This is a genomic window from Dietzia sp. DQ11-44, assembly GCF_014145205.1.
Classification (GTDB): Bacteria; Actinomycetota; Actinomycetes; order Mycobacteriales; family Mycobacteriaceae; genus Dietzia; species Dietzia natronolimnaea.
This window is the reverse complement of sequence record NZ_JAALEC010000355.1, coordinates 1-4,698: the sequence shown is the minus strand read 5'-3', so window position 1 is coordinate 4,698 and position 4,698 is coordinate 1. Positions and strand designations below refer to the sequence as shown.

General features: G+C 72.5%; 5 protein-coding genes. 2 read left to right on the top strand and 3 right to left on the bottom strand.

Annotated elements, in window-relative coordinates:
* Positions 1–195: 195 nt before the first annotated feature.
* From G6018_RS09520 to G6018_RS09510, 3 genes are all read right to left on the bottom strand, one after another.
* Positions 196–897, bottom strand: coding sequence for a Crp/Fnr family transcriptional regulator (locus G6018_RS09520; protein ID WP_182639478.1), 702 nt, complete (start codon positions 895–897; stop codon positions 196–198).
* Positions 898–976: 79 nt separating this feature from the next.
* Positions 977–2,254: a globin domain-containing protein gene (locus G6018_RS09515; RefSeq protein ID WP_182610285.1), complete on the bottom strand. Its 1,278-nt coding sequence runs from the start codon at positions 2,252–2,254 to the stop codon at positions 977–979.
* A gap of 89 nt (positions 2,255–2,343) precedes the next feature.
* Positions 2,344–2,784 (bottom strand): Rrf2 family transcriptional regulator, encoded by a 441-nt coding sequence (locus G6018_RS09510; protein WP_179524128.1) that lies wholly within the window; start codon positions 2,782–2,784, stop codon positions 2,344–2,346.
* A 192-nt stretch (positions 2,785–2,976) separates the two neighbouring features.
* On the opposite strand from G6018_RS09510, the gene G6018_RS09505 reads away from it, so the two are divergent.
* Positions 2,977–4,467: a cobyric acid synthase gene (locus G6018_RS09505; RefSeq protein WP_179524129.1), complete on the top strand. Its 1,491-nt coding sequence runs from the start codon at positions 2,977–2,979 to the stop codon at positions 4,465–4,467.
* Positions 4,464–4,698 (top strand): precorrin-6A/cobalt-precorrin-6A reductase (locus tag G6018_RS09500; protein ID WP_182639477.1); only part of this gene is annotated, 235 nt, incomplete at its 3' end. The genes G6018_RS09505 and G6018_RS09500, both read left to right, overlap by 4 nt.

The following is a 4,698-nucleotide window of genomic DNA, read 5'->3' as shown; positions in this document are numbered from 1 at the left end:
CGCTGTCGAGGGCACGGCGGCCGTCGGTGACGGCCGGGCCGTCCTCGGTGTCGCAGTGGGCGGAGGCCTCACGGACGACGAGTCCGAGCAGCGTGCCGAAGATCGAGGTGACGTTCATGACGGGGTCCTTTCCCTGGTCTGAACTGGTACGTCTCAGACGGTAGCGCCCGAACGGGAGGGTTCCCATGACCTAGGTCAAGCCCCGCCCGCCCGCGCCTCCAGTCCCTCCGGATCGAGCAGGTCGACCTCGGCTCCGCGCACCTCGACAAGACCCTCGCGCCCGAGCGCGGCGAGTCGGCGGCTCAGGGTCTCGGGGATGGTACCGAGGTAGGTGGCCACGTCCTTCTTGGACATCGGCAGTCGCACCGTCACCACCCCGTCGACGCCTCGGACGGCGGGCAGGTCGAGCAGATATGAGGCGAGCCGTGCGCCGACGTCGGCCAGCGTGCGGGCCGCGAGCATCCGCTCTGTGGACTCCAGGCGGATGGCGAGCGAGCGCAGCATGGATGCGCCGATGTCCGGGTATCGGTTCAGGAGCCCGGCCAGCGAACCGTGCTCGAAGACGCACATCGTCGTGGGGTCGAGCGCGACGCAGTCGTTCTCCGGACGTGTCCCGGTGAGGAAGCCGCTCTCGCCCTCGACGTCGCCGGGGCCGAGGAGGCGCAGCGTGGCCTCGCGGCCGTCCTCCGCCGTGCGGCCCACCTTGACCAGCCCCTCGTGCACCATGAGCAATCGCGGCGACGACTGCCCCGCGCGCACGATCCACTCGCCGCGCTCGACGCGGAGCGGACGCGCCATCGAGGCCACCTCGGCCTGCTGCCGGGGTGAGAGCCGGGCGAAGAGCGGCACCGCCGCGACGCATGACTCGGCGTGCTGGTGGTCGTGAGAGGGGGTCATCGGGTCCTATTGTGACCGCGGGTGCTCCCTCGCGTGGGGCTGATCGTGAGCGCGGCGGTCGTCGGGCACACCCGCGGGACTAGACCAGCCAGTCGTTGGGGGCGAAGAGCTCGGCGTGAATCCGCTGTTCGGGCACGCCGGCCTCGATGAACGTCGCGCGCACCGACTGGAGGAAGCCGGTGGGCCCACACAGGAAGACGTGTGCGCCCGCCGGGAGCTCGACGGAGGAGAGGTCCATGACGCCGTGGTGGACCGCGCCCGGTCCGGCGGTCGTGTCCGCGCCGTGCTCGTACCAGGTGTGCACCTCGGCGTCGGCGAGCAGCGAGGACTCGCCGGCCACCTCATCGGCCAGAACGTGCTGGTCGGGCGAGCGGTCGGCGTGCAGGATCAGGACTCGCCGGGGATCGTCCGTCGCGGACAGGTGCGCGATCATACCGAGCATCGGGGTGATGCCGATCCCGGCCGAGCACAGGACGACCGGTGCCGCGTCCGGGCCCGACCCGGTTCCCGCGGCGTCCAGGACCAGGTCACCGAACGGCAGCGTGACCTGGAGCGTGGTGCCGACCCGGGCGTGGGCGTGCAGCCACCCGGAGACCTCACCGGCGGGGCACGGACCCGCGCCACCGGAGACCGCGTCGACCCGGCGGATGCCGATCCGCCACGTGCCCGACCCCGGCGCCGCCGACAGCGAGTACTGACGCAACTGACGCGCGCCGTCGGGCAGCACCACGCCGACGGAGGTGTACTGGCCGGGTCGGAAGTCCGGCAGGTCGCCACCGTCGGGACCGCCGAGGGTCACCACGGTGACGGAATCGGTGACGTCCTCCCGGGCCAGGACGACGGCGGTCCGGAAGACGTCTCCCGGCTCGACCCGGGCCTCGGCGTAGAGGGCGTTCTCGAAGTCCACGAGGACGCCCGCCATGATCCAGTACACCTCGTCCCACGCGGCCGCGATCTCCGGGGTGATCGCCTCGCCCAGCACCTGGACGATCGCGTCGAAGAGGTTGTCGTGGACCACCTGGTACTGGTCGGCGGTGATCCCGAGGCTCGCGTGCTTGTGGCCGATCCGGGCCAGCATGTCGACGGGGCTCTTCCCGTCCACCAGCAGCGTCGCGAAGGTGGCGATGGAGGCGGCGAGCGCGCGCTGCTGGGCGCCCAGCTTCTGGTTGCCGCGGTTGAAGGTGTCGCGCAGGAGCTCGGGGTGGTTGCCGAACATCGTGCGGTAGAACACCGGGGTGATCTCGTCGATGTGCGCCCCGATGACCGGGAGCGTGTCGCGGATGATCGGGACGTGGTGCGGCGAGAGCTCCCGCGGATGGGCGAGGATCGTCTCGAGTGAGGTGAGCGACGTGGTCATGCGGATCTCCTTCAGTGGGCGCGACGGGGTCACCCGGGCACCTGGGGTGCCGGGCGTCGAGGGGGTGTGGGTCGGTGGTCGCCGACCGGTCAGGGGGCGGGTCCCAGGCTGAGCAGGACCTGCCTGGTCGGGGTGTGGACGATGCCCGAGACGGTGAGTGGATCGAGGGCGGCGAAGAACGCCTCGCGGGCCTCGGCCAGGGCTCGGCGGAGGCTGCAGTTGCCGGCTAGCGGGCAGGGCGCCGGGCCCTCGCACTGCACCACCTCGCCGGGGCCCTCGAGTTCACGCAGCAGCCGCCCGACGGACGCCTGACGACCGGCCTCGGTGATCGCGAGACCACCGCCCCGGCCCCGCCGGGACTCGACGAGGCCGAGCTCCACGAGCCGGGAGACGGTCTTGGCCACGTGGCTCGTCGACGCGTTCACCGACTCGGCGATGCCCCCGGCGGTCATCCGGTCCCCGCGCCCGTCGGCCACGGCGAGACGCATGAGGGCGCGGAGCGCGAGATCGGAGAACCTGGACAACTGCACGAGGCCGAGCGTGCCATAGTGCGAACCGCCTAGCGCATTTGTCCGCAGTGATCTCAAATACGTTCTGAGCTGGGCATTTGGCGGGCGTGTCACCAGCAGGAACGCGGGGTCCCCCTCACCGTCGCGGCCCGTCGTCGCGTCGGCGGAGCACCGCGGCGGGGGCGGGGGAGGGCGCGGCTAGGATCGATCCCCATGGCAGCCTCCCTCCTCGTCGCCGGCACCACGTCGGATGCCGGCAAGAGCGTGGTGGTGACGGCGCTGTGCCGGGCGTTCGCCCGGCGGGGCATCAGGGTCGCGCCGTTCAAGGCGCAGAACATGTCCAACAACTCGATGGTCGTCCGGGGTCCGGCGGGCTTCGGGGAGATCGGGCGCGCGCAGTGGATCCAGGCCCTCGCGGCACGCGCCGAGCCCGAGGTGGCGATGAACCCGGTGCTGCTCAAGCCGGGCGGCGACCGGCGCAGCCACGTGGTGGTGATGGGCCGCCCCGCCGGGACGGTCTCGTCCAGGGACTTCGTCGACGGTCGCGTGCATCTGGCCACCGCCGCCCATGCCGCATACGACGACCTGGCCGACCGGGCCGACCTGGTGCTGTGCGAGGGCGCGGGCAGTCCTGCCGAGATCAACCTCCGTGCCGGTGACTACGTCAACATGGGCCTGGCCCGTCACGCCGACATGCCGGTGGTCGTGGTGGGCGACATCGACCGCGGCGGGGTCTTCGCCGCGATGTACGGCACGGTGGCACTCCTGGATGCCGTCGACCAGCGGCTCGTCGCAGGCTTCGTCGTCAACAAGTTCCGCGGTGACCCCTCGCTCCTCGGACCGGGGCTGGACCACCTCGAGGCGCTCACCGGACGGCGGGTCCACGGAGTGCTGCCCTGGAGCCCCGACGTGTGGCTCGACTCCGAGGACGCGCTGGACATCGGCGGTCGCCGCGCCGACGCCGGCCGGGCGTTGCGGGTCGCCGTGATCCGGCTGCCCCGGATCAGCAACTTCACCGATGTCGACGCGCTGGGGCTGGAGCCGGACGTCGACGTGGAGTTCGTCACCGACCCCCGGACCGTCAGGGGCGCGGACCTGGTGGTCCTGCCCGGCACGCGCGCGACGATCGACGACCTGGCCTGGCTCCGCTCCCGCGGTCTGGACCGCGCGGTGATCGACCACGCCCACGCCGGGGGGTCGGTGTTCGGCATCTGCGGTGGCTTCCAGATGCTCGGCCGACTCGTCCGGGACCCGGAGGGGGTGGAGGGTCCCGAGGGCGCGGAGGTCGACGGGCTCGGGCTGCTGGACGTGGAGACGGAGTTCGGGCCGGAGAAGGTCCTGCGGCTGCCCACCGGGGAGGCGCTCGGTCAGGCGGCGGCCGGGTACGAGATCCACCACGGGCGGATCGGCCTCGGCGCGGACCCCGAGTTCCTCGGGGGTGCGAGGCGCGACGGTGTGGCGGGCACCATGTGGCACGGGAGCCTCGAGTCCGACGGGTTCCGTCAGGCCTACCTCGCGGAGGTGGCGGCCCGTGTCGGCCGGGTCCGCGAACCCTCCGGTGTGGACTTCGCCGCCGCACGCGAGAGGCGACTGGACCTGCTGGGTGATCTGGCGGAGGAGCACCTCGACCTGGACGCCCTGCTGGAGCTGGCCCGCGAGGGCGCGCCGGAGATGCCGTCCCTGCCGCCGGGGTCGGAGCGGTGATCCTCGTCCTGGGTGGGACCGCTGAGGCGCGGGAGCTGGCGAGACTGCTGCAGGACGCGGGTCACGAGTTCTGCTCGTCCCTGGCGGGGAGGGTGGCGCGTCCGCGCCTGCCCGTGGGCCGGGTCCGGATCGGCGGCTTCGGCGGGGTCGAGGGGCTCCGCGACCACCTCTCCACGCACCGGGTCCGCGTGGTCGTGGACGCCACGCACCCGTTCGCCGCGGGGATCTCCG